1 protein-coding gene is annotated in these 2,662 nt (G+C 70.7%); it reads right to left on the bottom strand.

Features of this window, described 5'->3' with window-relative positions; translation table 11 throughout:
- Positions 1 to 69: 69 nt before the first annotated feature.
- Positions 70 to 2,184 (bottom strand): site-specific recombinase, encoded by a 2,115-nt coding sequence (locus G3N62_RS35100; protein ID WP_034187134.1) that lies wholly within the window; start codon positions 2,182 to 2,184, stop codon positions 70 to 72.
- Positions 2,185 to 2,662 lie beyond the last annotated feature (478 nt).

The following is a 2,662-nucleotide window of genomic DNA, read 5'->3' as shown; positions in this document are numbered from 1 at the left end:
CTCTGCCGCGGGCGCGCACCGGGAGACCGGTGCGGCGCGGCCTGACGCGCCCGCCGCGGGTTCAGTGGGTCAGTGCGAGCCCGTGTGGCCGGCGCGCGCGGCCTGGCCGCCGGCCGGCCAGAACAGCGCGAGCGGATTCGACAGCACCGTGCGGACGATCGCGGCGACGAGCGCGCGCACCTTGGTCGGGCGCAGGCTGCGCGAGCGCACGGCCATCGTGAACGCGAGCGCGAAGCTCACGAGCACGTTGAGGATCGCCATGCTGAGCACGCCGGCGGCGGCCCACCACAGTTCGGGCGTGCTCAGCGCACTCTTGCCCAGCACGCCGAGCGCGACCCCGATCGAGCCGGCCGACAGCGTCACGTGACGCACCTCGAACGGGAACATGAACACGCTGACGATCGCCGGGATCAGGCCGAGCATCAGGCCGAGGCCGACGTTCGCGACCACGCCGGCGACGTTCGACCGGCAGAAATGCGCGAGCTTCGCGGCACCGGCCGCGCCGAGCGTGAGGCGCAGCCGGCGGTTGTAGGTGAGCGCGTCGCCGACGCGGTGCAGCACGAACCAGTTGTCGGCCCAGCCCGCGAGCAGGCTCGACGCCCACAGCAGGACGCCCGTGAGCGCCGCGTAGAACGGCGTCGGGCCGAGCAGCGAGAACGAGTGCAGCGTCGCATGCGCCTTCTCCGGCGAGATCACGTTCGTGTGCAGCACGTTGCCCGCGAACAGCTGCACGAGCAGGCAGACGGGCAGCACGACGAGCACGTTGCCGGAAATCGCGGCCGCCTGCGTGCGGATCAGTGCGATCACCGACGACACGAACGCCTTCACGCCTTCGTCGTGGCCGGTGTCGTCGAGTTCGCGCGCCAGCGTCGGCGCGGTCATCGCGGGCTGCTTGGTCGCGAGCGTGAAGTGCAGGAAGTGCATCAGCATGAAGCTGGCCGCGTAGTTGATGCCCGCGAGCAGCCCTTCGAGCATCGACTGCAGGTGCGCGCCCGTGATCGCGAACTTCACGCACACGGTCACGACGGTGACGAGGCCGCCGCCCGCGGCCATCCGCAGCATCTTCAGGTATTCGGCGCGGCCGCGCGAGATGTAGTGCTCGCCCGTGTCCGCGTTGGTCTCGACGAGCTTGCGCGCGAACAGCGAGAAGTTGCTGCGCACGAGGTGCGTGACGCTCTGGCTGTTCTGGTTCGCGTCGACCAGCTCGGCCGTCAGGCGGGCCATTCCGTGCAGGTCGTCGCGGGCCATCCACGCGTTCAGCAGCGTTTCCGCGCGCAGGATGCGCATGCGCATCCGCTCGACCTGGAACACGATGTCGACCGACACGCCGTTGCGGTACAGGTGCGAGAACACGTCGTCGACGGCGATCCGGCATTCGTCGAGCAGCACGCGCAGGTAGTTCACCTCGTGCAGCAGCTTGCTCGGGTCGCCGCCGTCCTCGACGGCCGCGTGCGCGGTCTCGACCGCGAGCATCGCGCGCGTGAGGCGGTAGAACGGCTGCGATTCGAGCGGCTTGCGCGCATCGTCGTCGGACAGCCGGCTGCGCACCGTCTGCGACAGGCCGGTCGAGCTGATCTGGCAGGTCAGGTTATGCAGCGCGGCCAGCAGGTCGCGCGAGAACGAGCCGGGCTCGTGGCGTTCCTCCTCGGTGACGTCGAACGAGATCAGCTCGGCGAGGCGCGCGAGCAGGTCGTCGGGCAGCGCGTCGATCCATTTCGCATCCTCCGGTGCCGGGAACATCAGCGTGAACAGCGCCGACAGCTCGCGGCGGTTCGGCGCGGGCGGGATCAGCGACGAGTCGATCCGCTCGAACAGCGCGCCGAAGAAGCCCGAGTGCACGGGCATGCCGGCGTCGCACAGCAGCGAGATGCCGTCGCATTCGCGCAGGATGCCGCGCAGGATGCGCGCGGCGTGCGCTTTCCAGGCGGGGTTGCGATCGAGCACGTGGAACAGGTAGCGCAGCCGCGCATGGGCCGGATACGCGCGCGTGTCGGCGTCGCGCTCGGCCGGGGTCTCCTGCATCGTGCCGTTGCGGCGCAGCCAGTGCGCGAGCTCGATCAGCCATTCGCTGCGCTCGGCATACGATGCATCGGCGTCGGCGTGCGCGAGCAGCGCATCGAGTTGGTGACCGGCATTGCGCGACGCGCGCCACTTCTTGATCAGGGTCGTCAGGGAACGAAACATAAACGGAATAGCGAAAGCCCTGGACGGGCGGGTTCGGGATGCCGGCCGGGGAAGCGGCACGGCGCCGGGGAGAACGGGTGAGACGGGGCGGTGGCCGGACGATGCGCGGCAACCCGCGATGCGGCTGCCCCGCTGCGCTGCACGCCGATCGCGTGCGGGCGCCGGGAGGCACGGCGGTCGGGCCGAACGCGGCCCGGCGCCGCTGGCTGGCGCGCCCGACGAACGGCGCGAGCCGGAAAGTGCGTAGGATCGTCAATCGGGCCGGAAAACGCAAGCCGACCGCGTTGGCTGGCGCCGGTTCCGGCCGATTTGACAAACAATGCAAACTCGCGGTTCGGCGCGATGCGCGGGGCCGGTAACGGGCGGCGATCGCTATCGGATGCGCCGCGCGGGCCAGCGTCGCATCGAACGCTCGCCTGCGCGGCGCCCGCTCAGGCGCCGGACTTGCCCGTCGCGCCGGCGTCGCCGCCCGAGGTCG

Origin of the sequence: Burkholderia sp. Tr-20355 (assembly GCF_017104685.1) — a bacterium.
In the GTDB taxonomy this organism is placed as follows: domain Bacteria; phylum Pseudomonadota; class Gammaproteobacteria; order Burkholderiales; family Burkholderiaceae; genus Burkholderia; species Burkholderia seminalis.
This window is presented reverse-complemented; position numbering and strand designations above follow the sequence as displayed.

Excerpts from the sequence above, each read along its gene's own strand:
- G3N62_RS35100 (WP_034187134.1), bottom strand. The coding sequence starts at position 2,184 with ATGTTTCGTTCCCTGACGACCCTGATCAAGAAGTGGCGCGCGTCGCGC.